Annotated in this window: 17 protein-coding genes; 14 read left to right on the top strand and 3 right to left on the bottom strand. The window is 63.3% G+C overall.

The genetic code is table 11. The features are described 5' to 3' along the window. The first annotated feature begins 110 nt into the window (after window positions 1-110). Genes ACFFJ6_RS18030 through ACFFJ6_RS18000 form a run of 7 tightly spaced genes read left to right on the top strand, consistent with a single transcriptional unit; the run spans window position 111 to window position 8,992 of the window. Window positions 111-2,390 carry a 4Fe-4S binding protein gene (locus tag ACFFJ6_RS18030; protein ID WP_378390331.1) on the top strand — a complete coding sequence of 760 codons (2,280 nt, stop codon included), beginning with the start codon at window positions 111-113 and terminating at the stop codon, window positions 2,388-2,390. Between the two features lie 9 nt (window positions 2,391-2,399). After that, window positions 2,400-4,346: a TAT-dependent nitrous-oxide reductase gene (gene nosZ, locus ACFFJ6_RS18025; RefSeq protein ID WP_378390329.1), complete on the top strand. Its 1,947-nt coding sequence runs from the start codon at window positions 2,400-2,402 to the stop codon at window positions 4,344-4,346. Window positions 4,347-4,348: 2 nt separating this feature from the next. Continuing rightward, complete coding sequence (locus ACFFJ6_RS18020) at window positions 4,349-5,716, top strand: nitrous oxide reductase family maturation protein NosD (RefSeq protein ID WP_378390327.1); 1,368 nt, start codon at window positions 4,349-4,351, stop codon at window positions 5,714-5,716. After that, the gene (locus ACFFJ6_RS18015; RefSeq protein WP_378390325.1) at window positions 5,713-6,621 is read left to right on the top strand and encodes an ABC transporter ATP-binding protein; all 909 of its coding nucleotides are present in this window, start codon (window positions 5,713-5,715) and stop codon (window positions 6,619-6,621) included. Before ACFFJ6_RS18020 ends, ACFFJ6_RS18015 begins: the two co-directional genes overlap by 4 nt. After that, a complete protein-coding gene (locus ACFFJ6_RS18010; protein ID WP_378390323.1) occupies window positions 6,618-7,445 on the top strand; it encodes a DUF2705 family protein in 828 nt (275 codons plus the stop codon). Before ACFFJ6_RS18015 ends, ACFFJ6_RS18010 begins: the two co-directional genes overlap by 4 nt. Beyond that, window positions 7,442-7,990 carry a nitrous oxide reductase accessory protein NosL gene (locus tag ACFFJ6_RS18005; RefSeq protein WP_378390321.1) on the top strand — a complete coding sequence of 183 codons (549 nt, stop codon included), beginning with the start codon at window positions 7,442-7,444 and terminating at the stop codon, window positions 7,988-7,990. The genes ACFFJ6_RS18010 and ACFFJ6_RS18005 overlap by 4 nt, the downstream gene beginning before the upstream one ends. 9 nt (window positions 7,991-7,999) lie before the next feature. Beyond that, window positions 8,000-8,992 (top strand): FAD:protein FMN transferase, encoded by a 993-nt coding sequence (locus ACFFJ6_RS18000; protein WP_378392185.1) that lies wholly within the window; start codon window positions 8,000-8,002, stop codon window positions 8,990-8,992. Between the two features lie 6 nt (window positions 8,993-8,998). On the opposite strand, the gene ACFFJ6_RS17995 is transcribed toward ACFFJ6_RS18000, so the two are convergent. Further along, entirely contained in the window at window positions 8,999-10,168 is a 1,170-nt protein-coding gene (locus ACFFJ6_RS17995; RefSeq protein WP_378390319.1) for a zinc-dependent alcohol dehydrogenase, read from the bottom strand. 320 nt (window positions 10,169-10,488) lie between these two features. On the opposite strand from ACFFJ6_RS17995, the gene ACFFJ6_RS17990 reads away from it, so the two are divergent. The 6 genes from ACFFJ6_RS17990 to ACFFJ6_RS17965 all read left to right on the top strand — a co-directional run bounded on the left by ACFFJ6_RS17990 (window position 10,489) and on the right by ACFFJ6_RS17965 (window position 14,478). Then, window positions 10,489-11,031, top strand: coding sequence for a DUF4142 domain-containing protein (locus ACFFJ6_RS17990; protein ID WP_378390317.1), 543 nt, complete (start codon window positions 10,489-10,491; stop codon window positions 11,029-11,031). Between the two features lie 73 nt (window positions 11,032-11,104). Continuing rightward, complete coding sequence (locus ACFFJ6_RS17985) at window positions 11,105-11,275, top strand: hypothetical protein (protein ID WP_378390315.1); 171 nt, start codon at window positions 11,105-11,107, stop codon at window positions 11,273-11,275. Window positions 11,276-11,579: 304 nt separating this feature from the next. Next, a complete protein-coding gene (locus ACFFJ6_RS17980) occupies window positions 11,580-11,828 on the top strand; it encodes a DUF378 domain-containing protein (RefSeq protein WP_378392183.1) in 249 nt (82 codons plus the stop codon). A gap of 835 nt (window positions 11,829-12,663) precedes the next feature. Continuing rightward, entirely contained in the window at window positions 12,664-13,383 is a 720-nt protein-coding gene (locus ACFFJ6_RS17975) for a Crp/Fnr family transcriptional regulator (RefSeq protein ID WP_378390313.1), read from the top strand. Window positions 13,384-13,420: 37 nt separating this feature from the next. Beyond that, a complete protein-coding gene (locus ACFFJ6_RS17970) occupies window positions 13,421-14,074 on the top strand; it encodes an HWE histidine kinase domain-containing protein (protein WP_378390311.1) in 654 nt (217 codons plus the stop codon). A gap of 206 nt (window positions 14,075-14,280) precedes the next feature. Next, window positions 14,281-14,478 carry a hypothetical protein gene (locus ACFFJ6_RS17965; protein ID WP_378390309.1) on the top strand — a complete coding sequence of 66 codons (198 nt, stop codon included), beginning with the start codon at window positions 14,281-14,283 and terminating at the stop codon, window positions 14,476-14,478. A 401-nt stretch (window positions 14,479-14,879) separates the two neighbouring features. Here ACFFJ6_RS17965 and ACFFJ6_RS17960 read toward each other — a convergent pair whose 3' ends face one another. Together ACFFJ6_RS17960 and ACFFJ6_RS17955 are read right to left on the bottom strand one after the other, a co-directional pair. Beyond that, complete coding sequence (locus ACFFJ6_RS17960) at window positions 14,880-15,215, bottom strand: hypothetical protein (protein WP_378390307.1); 336 nt, start codon at window positions 15,213-15,215, stop codon at window positions 14,880-14,882. Window positions 15,216-15,281: 66 nt separating this feature from the next. Further along, window positions 15,282-15,722 (bottom strand): hypothetical protein, encoded by a 441-nt coding sequence (locus ACFFJ6_RS17955; protein WP_378390305.1) that lies wholly within the window; start codon window positions 15,720-15,722, stop codon window positions 15,282-15,284. A 285-nt stretch (window positions 15,723-16,007) separates the two neighbouring features. On the opposite strand from ACFFJ6_RS17955, the gene ACFFJ6_RS17950 reads away from it, so the two are divergent. Then, a complete protein-coding gene (locus ACFFJ6_RS17950) occupies window positions 16,008-17,213 on the top strand; it encodes a polysaccharide biosynthesis/export family protein (protein WP_378390303.1) in 1,206 nt (401 codons plus the stop codon). Window positions 17,214-17,321: the final 108 nt, after the last annotated feature.

Here is a 17,321-nt window from a genome sequence, read left to right as displayed (position 1 = left end):
AGAAGTCAGTTACGCGCGACAACGCCGTCTGCACGCTCCGGGACTTTGGCGTCTCGATCCTGGTCGGACTCTTCGTCCTCCCTGAACCTCAGACGGAACGTTGAACGATCTTGCGCAGAATTCAAGCCACATCTGCCTTTCTTTGTGCCGTCGTTGCCGCCCTGCTGCTGCTGTGCAGCGCGGCCGAAACGCGCGCCGCAACACTCGTTGACTACATCGGGAAGGCCGCCCCGAACGAGCTGATACCCGGCGCGACCCGGTTCGGTCCGCTGCAGGGCACGCCGGCGATCGCGCCCGTGTACGAGAACGACAAGCTGCTGGGCTTCGCCTATCTCACTTCGGAATTCGCCAACGCGACCGGCTATTCGGGCAAGCCGATACAGATGTTGGTCGGCATCGATTCCGCCGGCGTCATCAAGGGCCTGAAGCTCGTCGATCACAAGGAGCCGATCGTGCTGGTCGGCATTCCGGTGCAGCGCATTCTCGACGCGGTCAACAAGCTGATCGGCGCCGACATGGCGAAGGTCGTGAGCGGCAACGCACCAAGTCCGCAGGTCGACATCGTCAGCGGCGCCACCGTCACCGTGCTGGTGATCGGCGACAGCATCGTGCGGTCCGCCACCAAGCTGATCCGCAGCGGGCGCCTTGGCGGCACGGTGATCGCCGCCAACGCGTCGACGGCGCCGGTCAGCAAGACCGTCGACATGGATAAGAGCGAGCTCAGAGACTGGCAGGGCCTGCTCGCCGACGGCGCGATGCGGCGTCTGCTGGTGACTGTTTCCGAAATCAATGAGGCTTTCGCGAAGTCAGGCAACGCAGCCGCAGCAGATCATCCGGAGGATGGTGAGCCCGGCGCGCCATTCATCGATCTGTACGCAGCCGATGTTGCGGTTCCGACCATCGGTCGCAGCCTTCTGGGCGACGATGGCTATGAGCGGCTGAAGGCGCGGCTCAAGCCGGACCAGCATGCGCTGCTGGTCGCCGGCGCCGGCCGCTACTCGTTCAAGGGCTCCGGCTATGTGCGCGGCGGCATCTTCGATCGCATCGAACTGATCCAGGATGGCAACAGCATGCGCTTCCGGGACCGCGATCACACACGGCTCGGCAGCGTTGCGGCCACCGGCGCACCAGATCTTACTGAGATCGCGCTGTTCACGATCCCACCCGACTTCGGCTTCGATCCTGTCGCGCCATGGACGCTGCAATTGCTCGTCCAGCGCGTCATCAGCGTTCGCGAGAAGGCCGCGCTGACGTTCGACCTCGGCTATCGGCTGCCGGATGCTCTGACCAAACAGCAGCCGGCGTCGGCTCAGCCCGTCACGACGGCTCCGACGATGGCTGCACCGTCGGTCACGGGGCCCTCCCCGATCACGCCGGCCGACGCGACGGAGCAGCCGCTCTGGATGCGGATCTGGCAAGGCGATCTCGTCAAGATCGGAATCACAGTCGCTGCGCTCGGCACGTTGGTGGTGATCTTTTTCTTCCAGAACGCACTGGTGCGCCGGCCACGCTTCTACGTCTGGGTCCGCCGCGCCTACTTGCTGTTCATCCTGGTCTGGCTCGGCTGGTACGCCAACGCGCAGCTCTCCGTCGTCAATGTTCTGACCTTTGCCAATTCCCTGATCTCCGGCTTCAGCTGGGAGTACTTCCTGTCGGCACCGCTGATCTTCCTGCTGTGGGCGTCGGTGGCCGCCGGACTGCTGTTCTGGGGCCGCGGCCCATTCTGCGGCTGGCTGTGCCCGTTCGGCGCCTTGCAGGAACTCACCAACAATATCGCGCAGGCGCTGAAGGTGCCGCAGTTCCGCCTGCCGTGGGGACTGCACGAGCGGCTGTGGCCGGTGAAATACATCGTCTTCCTGGTGCTGTTCGGCACCTCGCTGTATTCGACCGCGCTGGCCGAACATCTCGCCGAAGTCGAGCCGTTCAAAACCTCGATCATCCTGAAGTTCGCGCGGGAGTGGCCTTACGTTCTCTATGCCGCGACGCTGCTCGTCGCCGGGCTGTTCGTCGAGCGCTTCTTCTGCCGCTATCTCTGCCCGCTCGGCGCCGCGCTTGCGATCCCCGGACGCATACGGATGTTCGAATGGCTGCGGCGCTGGAAGGAATGCGGCTCGCCGTGCCAGCGCTGCGCCAAGGAATGCCCGGTGCAGGCGATCCATCCCGAAGGGCACATCAACGTCAACGAGTGCATCTACTGCATGCACTGCCAGGAATTGTACTTCGACGACCAGCGCTGCCCGCACATGATTCAGGTGCGGCTGAAGCGCGAGAAGCGCGATGCGCTGGCGTCTCCCGCAATGCGTGGCGGCAAGCGGCCCGACACGCTGATTACTGCCGGCGGGCGTCCCATCCCCGGCCTCAACCCAACCTCCCCAACTTCACAAGCCTAGGAGACGACGATGACCGACACCACCAAGGACAAAGGCGTCAGCCGGCGAGCATTGCTCGGCACCACAGCGGCGGCGGCCGGTGTCGGCCTCGCCGGCGGCGTTTCGCTCGGCGGCGACGGCCTGCACCTGATCGCCGCGGCGGAAGCTCAAACCAAGGCTGCGCCTTCCGTACCGGCGCGCCCGGCGATCCAGAAGGTCGAAGTCGCGCCTGGCGAGCTCGACGAGTACTACGTGTTCTTCTCGAGCGGCCAGACCGGCGAATTGCGCATCGTCGGCCTGCCCTCGATGCGCGAGCTGATGCGCGTGCCGGTGTTCAACCGTTGCAGCGCCACCGGCTGGGGCCAGACCAACGAGAGCCTCAAGGTGCTGACAGAGGGCCTGCTGCCTGAAACCCGCGAGTTCCTGAAAAACCGCGGTGGCACATACATGAATGGTGACCTGCACCATCCGCATCTGTCGTTCACCGACGGCACCTACGACGGCCGCTACGTCTTCATGAACGACAAGGCCAACACCCGCGTCGCCCGCGTTCGGCTCGACGTGATGAAATGCGACAAGATCATCCAGCTGCCGAACCAGCACACCGTTCACGGCCTGCGCGTCCAGAAATATCCGCGCACCGGCTATGTGTTCTGCAATGGCGAAGACCGTGTGCCGCTGATCAACGATGGCAAGAACCTGACCAACACCAAGGATTATCACGCGATCTTCACCGCGGTAGACGGCGACACCATGAAGGTGGCGTGGCAGGTGATGGTCGACGGCAATCTCGACAACGTCGATGCCGACTATCAGGGCAAATACGCATTCGCGACCTGCTATAATTCGGAAGAAGGCGTCACCGCCGCCGAGATGACCGCCAACGATCAGGACTGGCTGGTGATCTTCAACCTGAAACGCATCGAAGAGGCGGTCAAGAAAGGCGACTTCAAGGAGACGAACGGTGTGCCGGTGATCGACGGCCGCAAGGGCTCGCCCTACACCCGCTACGTGCCGATCGCCAACAGCCCGCACGGCATCAACACGGCGCCCGACGGCATCCACATCGTCGCCAATGGCAAGCTGTCGCCGACCGTGACGGTGATGGACGTGCGGCTGTTCGATCAGTTGTTCGACGACAAGATCAAGCCCCGCGACGTGGTCGTCGCCGAACCGGAACTCGGCCTCGGCCCGCTGCACACCGCCTATGACGGCAAAGGCAACGCTTACACGACGCTGTTCATCGACAGCCAGGTCTGCAAGTGGAACATCGATCTGGCGAGGCGCGCCTACAAGGGCGAGAAGGTCAACCCGATCCTTGACAAGCTCGACGTCCATTATCAGCCCGGCCATAACCACACCTCGATGGGCCAGACCAAAGAAGCCGACGGCAAATGGCTGATCTCGCTGAACAAGTTCTCCAAGGACCGGTTCCTGAACGTCGGCCCGCTGAAGCCTGAAAACGATCAGCTGATCGACATCTCAGGCGACAAGATGAAGCTGGTCCACGATGGTCCGAGCTTCGCGGAGCCGCACGACGCCACCATCGTGCATCGCTCGAAGATCAACCCGGTATCGATCTGGAATCGTGCGGATCCGATGTTCGCCGACGCGGTGAAACAAGCCAAGGCCGACGGAATCGATCTCGAATCCGATTCCAAGGTGATCCGCGATGGCGACAAGGTCCGCGTCTACATCACCTCGAGCGCGCCGAACTTCAGCCTGAGCGAGTTTCAGGTGAAACAGGGCGATCACGTCACCGTCTACGTCACCAACATCGACTCGATCGAGGACCTCACCCACGGCTTCTCGATCGTGAACTACGGCATCCAGATGGAAGTGGCGCCGCAGGCCACCGCCTCGGTGTCGTTCTCCGCCGATAAGGCCGGCGTCTATTGGTACTACTGCTCGTGGTTCTGTCACGCCATGCATATGGAGATGAAGGGCCGCATGCTGGTCGAGCCGAAGAGCGTCTGACAATGGCGATGACGGCAAACGTCGCGCAATGGGCAGTGGCGGCCCTGCTTGGGGCCGCCGGCTGCGGCACGGCCATCGCCGCGCAGATCGACGTCGCGCCGTCATCGGATTTGCAATCGGTGCTGAACGGCGCGAGCGACGGCGACATCGTCGTGCTCGCGCCGGGCAGCTACAGCGGTCCGATCAGGATCGAGCGGAAGCTCGCGCTGATCGGTCAGTCCGGCGCCATCGTGCTGGGCCACGGCGAAGGCAGCGTCATCACCGTCGCGGCACCCGACGCGACGGTGCGCGGTCTCCTCGTGCGTGGCTCCGGCCGCGATCCGCAAGCGATGGATTCCGGTATCTTCCTCACTCAGACGGCCGAACGCAGCTTGATCGAAAGCAATACGATCGAGGGCAATCTGTACGGCGTCAACGTTTACGGCGCTCGCGGCTCGCGCGTCGCCGGCAACACCATCGAGGGATTGCGCGGCATTCGGCTCAATGAAGCCGGCAATGGCGTACGGGTGTGGAACGCGCCCGACGTGGTGGTCGACGGCAACACCATCCGCTACGGCCGTGACGGCATTTTCTCGATCGCCAGCACCAAGGATCGCTTCATCAACAATCGCTTTGAGAAAGTGCGCTTCGCCGTGCACTACATGTACACTGACGACAGCGAGATCAGCGGAAATTATTCGTCCGGCAATCATGGCGGCTACGCCATCATGTATTCCAAGCGCTTGATCATCCGCGGCAACGTCTCCGACCGCGACCGCGATTTCGGTCTGCTGTTCAACTATGCGAACTATGCGACGATCGAAGGCAATCTGGTGGCCGGCGGCAAGCTGGCGGATATCAGCGCCGATTTCGACGGCGCCGACGACGAAAAGTCCATGCTGCCGAAGACGGAGGCCCCTGCAGCTCGCGCCGCCACCGGTCCGGATAAGTGCGTCTTCATCTACAACAGCAACAAGGGCTTCTTCCGCGACAACTGGTTCGAGCATTGCGGCATTGGCGTGCATTTCACCGCCGGCTCGGAGGGCAACGAGATCACCGGCAACGCCTTCATCGCCAACCGCAACCAGGTCAAATATGTCGGCACCCGCAATCTCGACTGGTCGAAAAGCGGCCGCGGCAATTACTGGAGCGACAACCCGGCTTTCGATCTCGATGGCGACGGCATCGCCGACACCGCTTATCGGCCGAACGACCTGGTCGATCGCGTGTTGTGGACTGCTCCGTCCGCCAAAGTGCTGATCAACAGCCCCGCCGTTCAGGTGCTGCGCTGGGCGCAGAACCAGTTTCCGGCGCTGTACCCCGGCGGCGTGATCGACAGTCGTCCGCTGATCGCGCCGCCGCCGCGCCCCCATTCCGCGAGTGTGCAATGACCGCCACGATCTCCGTTACCGATGTCGAAAAGACCTATCGCGCGGTGCGCGCGCTGCGCGGCGTCTCGTTCGACCTGCAGCCGGGCCGGCTCAGCGCATTGGTCGGCCACAACGGCGCCGGCAAGACCACGCTGATCAAGCTGATGCTCGGCCTGATCCGCGCCACCAGCGGCGCCATCCGCGTGCTCGGGGAGGATCCCGCGGCCGGTGAGTTTGCGGGCCGGCGGCAGCTCGGCTATCTGCCGGAGAACGTCGCCTTCAACAGCGGCCTGACGGGCCGCGAGACGCTGGCGTTTTACGCCCGGCTGAAGCGCATCGCGCCGTCGTCGGCATGGCCGCTGCTCGACCGTGTCGGGCTTGCGCATGCGGCCGATCGCAAGGTCGGGACCTACTCGAAAGGCATGCGGCAGCGGCTCGGGCTGGCGCAGGCGCTGCTCGGCCGCCCCCGCGTGCTGCTGCTCGACGAGCCGACCACCGGTCTTGACCCGGCGCTGCGCCAGACCTTCTACGACATCTGCGACGAACTTCGCGCCGACGGCGCCACCGTGCTGATTTCGTCGCACGCGCTGACCGAGCTCGAAGATCGCGCCGAGCACGTGCTGATCATGAACCGCGGCCTGCTGGTCGCGCAGGGCACCATGGACGAACTGCGTCACATCTCTCGCCTGCCGATCCGAGTCACGATTGATCTGGCACCGAACACCGACGCGCTCCCGGCTTGGCTCGGCGCCGCGCCGCAAGCCACCGCCCGCGGCAGCGTCGTGTTCGCCCGCGACGATGCGGAGAAGATGACGCTGCTCCGCGAGGCCGCCGCCGATCCGCGGGTGCGCAACATCGAGATCGCGGCGCCGACGCTGGACGATCTTTATGCCCACTTCCTGCAGTCGCAGGAGGCCGCGGCATGAGAAGCATTGCCATCGTCGCCGCCAAGGAAATCCAGGAAGGCCTGCGCAATCGCTGGGTGCTGGCGACCACGCTGCTGCTCGCCGCGCTGGCGCTGTCGCTGACCTTCCTCGGCAGCGCGCCGACCGGCAATGTCGGCGCCGGCGCGCTCGATGTCGTGGTCGTCAGCCTGTCGAGCCTGTCGATCTTCCTGCTGCCGCTGATCGCGCTGCTGATCTCGCACGACGCCGTGGTCGGAGAGATGGAGCGCGGCACGATGATCCTGCTGCTGAGCTACCCCGTCGGCCGCGGCCAGGTGATCCTCGGCAAGTTTGTCGGCCACCTCCTGATCCTCGCCTTCGCCACGCTGATTGGCTACGGCGCTGCTGGCGTCGCGCTCAGCCTGACCGGCGCCGCGACGCTGACCGCGAGCTGGCTCGCCTTCGGCGCGATGCTCGGCACCTCGATCATGCTCGGCGCGGTGTTCGTGGCGATCGGCTATCTGATCTCCAGCCTGGTCCGCGACCGCGGCACTGCGGCAGGCCTGTCGATCGGGGTCTGGCTGATCATGGTGCTGGTGTTCGACATGGCACTGCTCGGCTTCTTGGTCGTCGACCAGGGCCGCACCATCTCCGGCACGACACTGAACGCGCTGCTGTTCTTCAATCCGACCGATCTCTATCGGCTGACCAACCTCACCGGGTTCAACGTCAGCCAGTTCTCCGGCATGGCCGGTCTCGCCGGCACGACGCACCCCGGCCTCACAGCCCTGCTGCTCGGCCTCGGAGCGTGGATCGTCGTGCCGCTCAGTCTGGCGATGCTGTCATTTTCGCGGAGGGAACTATGATGCTGCGCCTGCTGGCGGCCTGTGCCGCCGTCCTCATGCTCGCCGGCTGCAAGCCGGACTCCGCGACGACCGAACTGCCGCCGCCGGTGACGCTCAACGCCGACGCGATGGGCGTGTTCTGCGGCATGAATCTGATGGAGCATCCCGGCCCCAAAGGCCAGATCATCACCGCGAGCCGGCTCGATCCGTTCTGGTTCTCGTCGGTGCGCGACACCGTGGCGTTCACGCGGATGCCGGAGCAGCCGCGCGATATCCGTGCGATCTACGTCTCCGACATGGGGCGCGCGCCGAGCTGGGACGCACCGGGCGAGACCAACTGGATCAATGCGCGTCAAGCGTTCTTCGTGATCGGCAGCCGCAAGCACGGCGGCATGGGGGCGGCCGAGGCGGTGCCGTTCGGCGACCGGGCGGCAGCGGATCAATTCGTCGCCGATCAAGGCGGAAGGATCGTTCAATTCGACGAGATCCCCTCTGACTACGTACTGGGTGGAGAGCCCCCGGAGGCCGCCAACGACCACGACCATTCCGGCGTACGGACCAACTGAGGGCTCATGATGCGCAGCCAAGGCCTCACGCGCCGCCGCATGATCACCATCTCGGCGGCCACTGCCGGATCGCTCCTCGCCGGACGCCTGCACGCCACTCCTGTCGCGGAGCCCGTCCGCTGGCGTGGCTCTGCTCTCGGCGCCCAGGTCTCGATCGAGATGTATCATCCCGATCGGATCGAAGCCGAACGGCTGATCACAGTGTCGATTGCCGAAGTCCAGCGGCTGGAAGCGTTGTTCAGTCTGTACCAGCCGTCGTCCGCGATCTGTGAACTGAACCGCAGTGGCGTCCTGATCGCGCCGGATCCAGATCTCGTGACCTTGCTGCAGACCTCGCTGGGCTACGCCGATCTCACCGGCGGCGCGTTCGATCCCACCGTGCAGCCGATCTGGCGTTTGTATCAGGATCACTTCGCCTCGGAGCGCGCTGATCCAGCCGGGCCATCGTTGCAGCGTCTTTCCGAGACGCTGGGCAAGGTCGGCCATGCTCATCTGCGCGTGGGCGCCGACCGCATCGTGCTGGCCCACCGCGGCGCGGCAATTACGCTGAACGGCATCGCTCAAGGTTATGCAACCGACCGCATCGTCGCGCTTCTGCGCCACGCCGGTGTGTCAACCACGCTGGTGGACATGGGCGAAATTCGCGCGCTCGGAGCGCGACTGGACGGCACGCCGTGGCGCGTCGGCCTGGGCGATGCGGACCAGCCTGGAAAGTTGAGTGAGACCATTACGCTGGTCGACCGCGCCGTGGCCACCAGCGCCGCTTCCGGTTTCCGCTTCGATCCCGATGGCCGGTTCACGCATCTGTTCGATCCGCACACGGGCCGCACGCCAGCGCTCTATCGCAGCGTAAGCGTCATCGCTCCCACAGCGACCGAAGCAGACGCCCTCTCCACGGCATTTAGCCTGATGCCGCTGCCCGCGATCCGCAACCTCATCGCAAACAAGAACGACGTTGAGGTTCACCTCGTCGATCGCGATGGCCGAACGCTGCGGGCTTGACGCGTCTCAGGGCTTCATAACCACCTTGATGCAGCCGTCCTTCTTGTCGCGAAACGTCTTGTAGAGTTCGGGGCCCTCTTCCAGCGTCGCGCGATGGGTGATCACGAAGGTCGGGGCGATCTCGCCCTTTTCGATCCGCCCCAGCAATTGCGGCAGATAGCGCTGCACCGGCGTTTGCGCCATCCGGAACGTCAGGCCACGGTTGACCGCCGAGCCCATCGGGATCTTGTCGAGCAGACCGCCATATACGCCGACGATGGATACCGTGCCGAAATTCCGGCAGCAGTGAATCGCCTGGCGGAGCACATGCGGCCGATCCGTGCCCATGAAAGTCGCGACCTTCATCCGATCGATCACCGCGTCGAAGCCAGACGCCGTATCAGGCTCAGTGCCGACAGCATCGATGCAGGCATCGGCGCCGCGACCGCTGGTCAAGTCCTGGATACGCTCGTAAACATCCTCATCCTTGAAATCGATGGTGATGGCTCCGGAAGCTCGCGCCATTTCGAGCCGCTCCGGCACCGTATCGATTGCGATGACCCGCTCCGCACCCAGAATAAAGGCACTCTTGATCGCGAATTGGCCGACCGGGCCGCAGCCCCAGATCGCGACGGTCTCGCCACCTTTGAGATCGCAAAAATCCGCCGCCATGAAACCCGTCGGAAAGATGTCGGACAGAAACAACACCTGCTCGTCGGACAGCCCATCCGGAACCTTGATCGGCCCGACGTCTGCGTAGGGCACACGCATGTACTCGGCCTGGCCACCCGCATAGCCGCCGAGAAGATGCGAATAGCCAAATAGCCCGGCGGGCGAATGGCCCCACATCTCCTGCGCCTTCTTGAAGTCACGGTTCGTGCGTTCGCAGCCGCTGAAGAACCCGCGCTGGCAGAAGAAACACTCGCCGCAGGAAATCGTGAAGGGCACGACAACGCGGTCGCCCACCTTGAGCTTCTTGTTATCGGCGCCGACTTCGACCACCTCGCCCATCGTTTCGTGGCCAAGCACGTCGCCGCTGCGCATCTCGGGCATGACGCCATCGAACAGGTGCAGATCGGAGCCGCAGATCGCACACGCGGTGACTTTGATGATGGCGTCGCGGCCGTGCTCGATCTTGGGATCCGGTACGCTCTCGCACCGGATGTCGCTCTTGCCGTGCCAGGTCAACGCCTTCATCGCCATCTCCGCATGTCTGTTGAGCCTGACAAACATGCTGGCTGTTGGTTGTTCCTATTCCGTGAGAACGACGTGAGAGAAACGCCGGCGATCTTCGCTTGGGTGTCTTACAGCCCGATCTCAACCTCTTTTGGACAGGCCGCTCCCCGGGACGACAGGGCATTTCATCGCAACATAAGTAACTTTGGAACTGGGCACCCGGGTTGATGTTGTGAGCACAAACGAAGAGCGGCGAAACGCAGAGCGGCGATACGCCCGCCAGGTCCATTTCAACCGGTGACAGCTTCGCCGACACGGCCTACCGAGCAAAGGAACTTCTAATGAAAGCCGCAACGACTGGACTCGTATGCTGTCTCCTGCTGACGTCTCCTCCGCTGCTCCATAATGCGGCGGCGCAGTCGACTTCCGCGACGGCGCCAGCGATCAGCGCCGCGACGTTGCAGTTTGTTACGCAAGTGGCGATCTCCGACCTGTTCGAAATCGCCTCCGCCCGGCTCGCGCTCGCCCGCGGCAACGACGCCCAGAAGGCGTTTGCCAATCAAATGATCGAGGATCACGGCAAGACGTCGTCGGAACTGCGGCAGGTCATCGTGACCCGCGGGCTCAAGATTGATTTGCCCAGCCAGCTCGATACGGCCCACCAAACGACCTACGAGCAACTCAACGATGCGCGCGGCGAAGATTTTCAGTCGCTCTACTCGGCGCAGCAAGTCGCAGCGCACCAGGAGGCGATTGCCATCTTCGAACGCTACGCGCAGAGCGGCGACATTCCGGAGCTGAAGGATTGGGCGGCCAAGACGCTGCCCGCCCTCAAGCATCATCTGGAGATGGCTCAGAAGCTCGGCGGTCCGGCTCGAAAATAAGACTTTCGGTCGCCCCTCAATGGATCCGGATCGGCCGCCCTGGCTGCCGCTCCTTCTACGCGAGGAATACAGCATGACTCCTGACCCCGCCAAATCGGTCGATTTAGTCCACCACCTGCGCGAAGCCCTCGAACTCGCCCGCGAACTGAATCTCGCACATCTGGAGTATCTGCTGGCGATGGCCGAACTCGAAAGCCGCGATCGGCTGGCTGAACCATCAACAACAGCGCCGCTTGAACGCTGACTGCGTCCGTAGCGGTCGGTTGGTGCTTTCACCCGAGCGAAAACGCAGGATCACCGGCTGGATTCCGCGGCGCAACCAGAGCGCCAATCGATCTCAGCCCGATTAGCTCGTGGAAGCACCGCGATCCATCGGCATCGGCACTCAGGCTTCGCTGCGGATGCCGTTGAGAGACGCGCTCGGAACGCAGGGCAGCGAAGGCCCGGCACCGCAGAGATGCCGCAGTGCCGGTGCCATGCACAATTTCCCGAATAGGAACTGCGATCAGATGCGGCGGTTGGTCGACATCCACGCATCGGAGGACTTCATGCGCATCGTCAATATCATCACTCTCCTTCTCGTCATCGTCGGAGGGATCAACTGGGGGCTGGTCGGACTGTTCGACTTCGACTTGGTTACCGCGATCCTCGGCAATGGTGCAGCGGAAATGGCGACTTCGTCCGCTGCGGCACGCATCGTCTACATTCTCGTGGCCGTGTCGGCGCTCTATCAGATCGTTTCCCTGTCCCGTCTCCTGTCAGCCCGATCGCCCGCTTACGGCGCCAACACTTACTAAGCGGAAGCGTCAAGGACGTTCGGATTACTCAGGTCGCCCGCTCACGACTCTCCGGCCAACTTCCGAACAGCCTCGTTTCGCCGGATCTGCAGCGGTTCGCCGCTGTCGATTCGGCGCTTCATTAATGTGGCCGTGGGTCAAATCGGCAATCGGCCTCAACTTGAGGTCAGGTGCCGGTGTGAAGTGACTGCCGCAGCGTGTCCCGCGGCTTCGAGGTCTTGGAGGGAGCAGTCCCCCTCTCTTGCGCGTTCCGCAATCCTGGCGGCGACCCGCGCACGGACAGCGTGATCTTCGCCGTCGGCAAGGGTTCCGCAGACGCGATCCAGTGCGGCACTCATATTGGCGAGAGTTCGAGCGTCGAAATCGTCCATCATCTCCGTTTCCTCCAGCCGCGTTATTAGTTGTTCTCTCAGTCTGACCCCAGCCGCCCCGCAGCTGCAAGCTTAGCATTTCGCCGCGATTGCGTCTGTAACCTATGGCAAAACCGGGTCGCGCGCGCTGCGGGGGTTCACGCCGCGCACGCCATCAGGCCTCGTTGAAGCGAACAGGAACCCATAGCCCGTCATGAAGTTTGACATCGCAACGGCGCGTTTCGGCGTTGCAATGTCATCCGTCGCAACGCCGAAAAACGAGGTCGAGGCGCTGCCAGGAAAGGCCGTGGAGCAGACCGGATGAAAAGCCCCGCATCATGTTAGGGGGTCGCGCTTTAGCTGAACGCCATGCACTGCCCCCGGCATGCTCCAATATGGGCATTGTCGGCTGCCGTGCCGCTTCGAAGTTCGCGGAACGCATTTGATACGCCAGCCGGCGCCGAATTCAGGACAAAGCGATAGCGATGGATCATCCTTTCTTGCGGAAAATGCGGCACGGCGCCCGGCTCACTCAGGAGGACGAAGCCCTTCTCAATGGCCTGCTGGCACCTGCCCGTGCGATCGCGGCGCGAGAGGACGTCTCCCAGGAAGGCTCAGAGCCGTTTTCGCTGCCGCTGATCGTCGACGGATGGGCGTGCCGCTACTCGACACTCGAGAACGGGCAACGGCAAATCATCGGATTGTTCGTTCCTGGTGACCTGTGCGAGCCCTTTGGAATGCTGCCGCGCTTCATGGATCATTCGGTCGCAACGCTGACGCCGGTGATGATGTCGCCCGTGCGGGTTGCCCCGATAAAGGCGGCCGTACTGGCCAGCCCTCGGGTCGAAGAGGCTTTCTGGTGGGATCTTCTGGTCGCCACCGCCATCGATCGTGAACATCTCGTCAGCCTGGGCCGCCGAACCGCGACAGAGCGGCTCGGCCATTTGTTCTGCGAGTTGCATCTGCGGCTCGAGATGGTCGGCCTGGTCCGCGACCTCAGCTACGAAATGCCGGTGACGCAAGCCGATCTCGGCGACCTGCTCGGCCTCTCGATGGTGCACGTCAATCGCTCACTGCAAGAGTTGAGACGAACAGGTCTCATGTCTTTACGCGGGCGTCGGTTGACCATCCACGATCTCGACGGGCTCCGTGAATTGTCGTTCTTTGACGACGGCTACCTCCATCCGGAAGGCGCGAATTCTTGAATGCCGCGACGCAGAAGCGCAACGAGAGGAGGCCGTGATGGTCAATACCCCGTCAACCGTCCCGATCGCGTCGTTGCAGGCGGACAACGCTAGGCTACGCCGCTTACTGGATCAGCGGAATCTTTCAGGAGAATTTCGCTATCGTCTGCGCCGGACGGTTGCGCTGCTGCGGACGATCATCCGTAAGTCCGCCGCGAGCCGCAGAGACGTCGATTCCTATATGGGCCTGCTGGAAGATCGCCTCGATGCGATCGTCCGTGTGCAATCGATGGTCGACGAACAGGACGCGGTCGAAATTCAGAAGCTGCTCACCGAAGAATTGATGCACTATCGGCCGCTGGAAGGGGATCGGGTCAAGCTCTTTGGCCCCGAATTGGCACTGCAGCCGCGGATGGGGCAGATCTTTGCGCTGGCGGTCCACGAAATGACGGTGAACGCCATCGAGCACGGCGCGCTCGGGAGCGATACCGGCCGACTTGATATCGCGTGGCGCGTGGCTTCCGGCGGCGCGGGATCTCGACTGATCTTCGTCTGGAAGGAACACGACGCGACGGCGCTTGCGCCGCCGAGCCACCAAGGCTTCGGCACCGAGGTCCTGACACGGACGCTCATCTCCGAACTATGCGCGACGACACGCCTGGAATTCGACCCCGACGGTCTCCGCTGCACCATCGAATTCGCGCTTCCCTGACGTCGGGGCGGCAGTGGACGAAATGCAAACCCAGGCGCGGATTGACAGCTGGCGAACGACGCCGGGAACTGTCGACCATCGTCCCCCCGGTCACACGTCCGCGACCTTCCCATCTCGGCCCACCGCCCCGCTGCAGCATTAGCATAAGTGAATGCCCCCCCGAGCGCGGGCAGTTAGCCTCCGAGAACTTACGGGAAAGGTTTTTCGTGAAGAAGCAACGTAACAGAACTCGACAGCAGACCTCTCTTGAAGATCGGCTGTTCGCCTGCTCCGAACGCTGGAAGCGCGAAGCGGAGGAAAGCGGCGACAGCCAATCGCGGGGACATTTTCAGGAGCGGGCCAGATCCGCTGAAGCTGCTCTCGGGATCATCGCCTGGCTCGAAGGCCGGGAGGGCAATCGCTGACCTGAGGCATGCCGTTGTCGCTTTGCGCAGGCCGAAGCCGATCGTGGCCTGCCCCGCCATCGCCGGATTGAAGCGCCCTTTGGCTGTAAAAAATGAAGTCGCGCCCAGCGCGAGGCCGACTGCGGCCACCGCGCAATAGGGCCAGCTCGCCCTCGCCCGCGGGATAAGCATCACCCAGCAAATGCCGTGAGCGAAGCAGAGCAACCGGCATCGTTGCCGCGCAGGCCGAACACCGACGTCGTCGGCCCGATATCCACAATGACCATCTACACCAGCCCTTCACCGCGCGCCTCCAAACGCGATGAGAGCAGCAAGGCGGCGCAGGACGATCGATTAAATACAACAGCTGCGGCAGACAGGATTAAATTGCAAGCCTGTCGCGATCAAAGTCCGGGGCACGGCTATTTCTTCGAGGACAATCTTCCGACAACGCTCCTCACGAAGCCCGGGGGCGCGGCCATGGGAGTCGCATCGGACAAGACCGGGCGCTTCGCCCGCAAACGCCGCTCCACGACCGGCAGCATGCCGATCAACGAACCGACCACGTACCCAACTGCCAACGCGACGCAGGGGACGATCGCGGTCCAAAGCGCCGTCTGCAGGCTTTCACCCAACAGCAGCCCGATCGCGAGAATATTGAGACCGCCGATGAGAGACACCGGCAGCAGCACAGCGACCCGAAATCGGAGTCCGAGCACAAGCCCGGGAAGCAACCCCAACAGGACAAGATCGAGCATTTTTGCGCGCCACTCCAGACATCTGTCTGAAGCCTAGCAGGTGCCCAAAGTTGCGGCAAACGGCAGTCACTCCACGCACTTAGCCTTCATCTCGGCATAAGCGGGAGGCAACCCGTCGAGCTCGATCTGGCCACCGATCCGACGGCCATTGTCGTCGATTTTCACGGTCACGCGGTCGAGATTTTGCCATGGCCCGGCAGCCAACCCCGCGGCTGCGTCAGGCAATATAACCGCAGTGCCACCCGGAGCCACTCTGCCTTCGAACCTGCGCGCGTCGCCGGACGAATCGATGGCGACGGACGGACGGCTCTTCGGGGCGAACGGCGGCACCACCACCACCGCCACCTCGACCAAACCCGGCGGACTGCACCGGATCATCAGCCCCACCATCTCCGGATCAGAGTTCTGAGTGTCGGCGATCCTGGTGATCGATACGGCCGAACGCCCCTGCTGGTCAGCCGGGCCAGGTAGCAGCTTCCAGCTCGGGCCAGACATCGATTTCGGCAACGGAAGAGCGCGCGAGACCGCAGCGATCGGATCTGGAGATGCCGCCCATGCCCCCTCGCCTGGAGCAGCGCCCCCCGACAGCACTCCGACAACCGCCAGCACAACGCCGAGGAGCCCCCGGCTGCCCCGCCGACCGTCGACCATATTAAACGCCCCACGCAAGTTGCGCATCTGCAACATAAGATTATTAAATGTCGAATTATATCATTTAATTCTGAGGATCAAGTTGAAAGCCGCTCGTGGCCTTCGTAGTAATCGCCTATCGAGGGGATGTAGGGGCTATTCATGACGAGTTCGTCAATTCTATCCAAATGGTCGCATCTTCTTCTGCTCGGATCCGCACTCGCGTTGGCCGGGTGCGGAACGATAACGCCGGCATCAGGACCTCAGTCCGACGAAATTAAATCACAGCGGACGGAAAGCGGCCCCAACTACGAGTTGGTGAAGCTCACGCCCGAGGTGGTCGGAATCCTGCACACCCACGAGCCAAAGGGCCTCGCGGGCGCGTTCACCGACCGCCGGCCGCCGTCTCAGATCGTGTTCGGCGTCGGCGACATCGTCAGCGTGACCGTCTTCGAAGCCGCCGCGGGCGGCTTGTTCATCCCGGCTGAAGCCGGCGTGCGCCCCGGCAACTACGTCACCATTCCGGACCAGGCCATCGACAATGACGGCTTCATCACGGTGCCCTACGCCGGACAGATCCCGGCCGCCGGCCGCACCGCGCTGGCCATCCAGAATTCGATCGTGGAGCGGATTCGCAACCGGGCGATCGAACCACAGGCGGTCGTCGCAATGAGCACGCAGCGCACGTCGTTGATCAGCGTGCTCGGCGAAGTCAACACCCCCGCGCGATACCCGGCGAGCGCCGCAGGCGCCGGCGATCGCGTTCTCGATGCCATCACCCGCGCGGGCGGCATCAAGGGACAGGGCTTCGAGACCTGGGTGATGCTGGAACGGGAAGGCAAGCGCGCCACGGTGCCGTTCGAAAACCTGGTGATGTCGCCGCAGAACAACATCTACGTGCGGCCCGGCGACCGGATCTACGTCTATCGCGAACAGCAGAAGTTCATGGCGTTCGGCGCGAGCGGCCAGAGCGGCGAATTCAACTTCGACGCATGGCGGATCAATCTCGGCGAAGCCGTGGGTAAGGCGGGCGGCCTGCTCGACAGCCAGGCCGACCCTGGTGCGGTTTTCCTCTATCGGCGCGAGCCGCGTGAGGTCGCCGCTCAGCTCGGCATCGACGTGGGCCGCTATCGATCCGACACGATCCCGGTCATCTTCAGCATCAGCTTCAAGGACCCGGGTGGCTTCTTCCTCGCCACCAAGGTGATGATGAAGAACCAGGACATCATCTACGTGTCGAACGCCAAGTCGGTCGAAGCGACCAAGGTCCTGGAGTTCATGCGCACCGTCATGGCGACGAGCGGCGATGCCCTCGACCTCGCCAACGGCTCGCTGATCTTCCGCAACAACATCAAGCTCGCGCCGTAGCGCGAGCCTGACGCTCCGCAACGGCGCGGGCCGACAAGGCCCGATTAAATCCCGAGGAGAAACCGGGTTGCTGCTGTCGAGAGCAACGAGGAGATCGAGGAAACGTGG

It is taken from the genome of Rhodopseudomonas telluris (assembly GCF_042432815.1).
Lineage (GTDB): Bacteria > Pseudomonadota > Alphaproteobacteria > Rhizobiales > Xanthobacteraceae > Rhodopseudomonas > Rhodopseudomonas telluris.
The sequence above is the reverse complement of the archived record's forward strand: the minus strand, read 5'-3'. Positions and strand labels throughout refer to the sequence as shown.